At 66.7% G+C, this 820-nt stretch carries 1 protein-coding gene and 1 pseudogene; both read left to right on the top strand.

What is annotated here, in order from left to right; genetic code table 11:
- The first annotated feature begins 54 nt into the window (after positions 1–54).
- A complete protein-coding gene (locus ACU8YC_RS25120) occupies positions 55–348 on the top strand; it encodes an aa3-type cytochrome c oxidase subunit IV (RefSeq protein ID WP_012319754.1) in 294 nt (97 codons plus the stop codon).
- Between the two features lie 206 nt (positions 349–554).
- Positions 555–820 (top strand): annotated as a pseudogene (gene pntA, locus ACU8YC_RS25115) (Re/Si-specific NAD(P)(+) transhydrogenase subunit alpha); the annotation flags it as partial.

Here is an 820-nt window from a genome sequence, read left to right as displayed (position 1 = left end):
AGCTACATCCGACCGCGACCGCAAGAAGTCGCGTCTTAGGGAAACGAGCGCACGATGGCCGAGAGTGACACGGTGGCCGGGCACACCTACAGCCCGGCGATGGACGCGAAGACTCACGAGCAGACCTATCGCGGGTTCGTCCGGTTCGTCGAAATCGCCACCGGCGTCGTGATCTGCTGGGTGCTGGCCCTCGCCATCGGCGGGATCCGCGAAGCTTGGCTGCTGGCCATCGTCGGCGTGATCGCTTCGGGAGCCGCGGGCGCGGTGGGTGCTCTCGCACCGGCCGTCGGGTGGAAGGCCCCGCTGGTCGTCGGGATTCTGCTGGTCCTGTACCTGTTCTTCGCCTGAAATGTTCGAGGGCGGTGGCGTTGAGCGCCGCCGCGGATGACGAGCCCGCTCGCGATCGCCGGGCGGGTCGCTGACGCATTGTTGGCAATTAAATTGAGCGCAAGTTACATTCCGGCCGCTTCCAACGCGGTATCGTAGGTCCGCGTCTCGAAAAGCGTCGCCGGTTCGCGCATTCGAAGGCCGAGCTTTTCCAGGGGAACCCTCGCATGCGCATTGCTGTGCTGTCCGAGACGGACTCCGCGGAGCCGCGCGTCGCCGCGGTTCCTGAGACCGTCAAGAAGTTCAAATCTCTCGGTGCTGACGTCGTGGTGCAGTCCGGAGCGGGCCAGAGGGCCGGCATTCTGGATTCCGAGTACGAGGCCGCCGGCGCCAGCATAGCGGGGAGCGCCGCCGATGCCGCCAGGGATGCCGACCTCGTGCTGAAGGTCCGGCGCCCGAGCGCCGAAGAGCTGCCGCGGTTGAAGCGTGGCGC

The sequence above is a fragment of the Citrobacter sp. VF227 genome, assembly GCF_052950715.1.
Note: the sequence above shows the minus strand (reverse complement) of the source record. Positions and strands in the feature narration are given on the sequence as shown.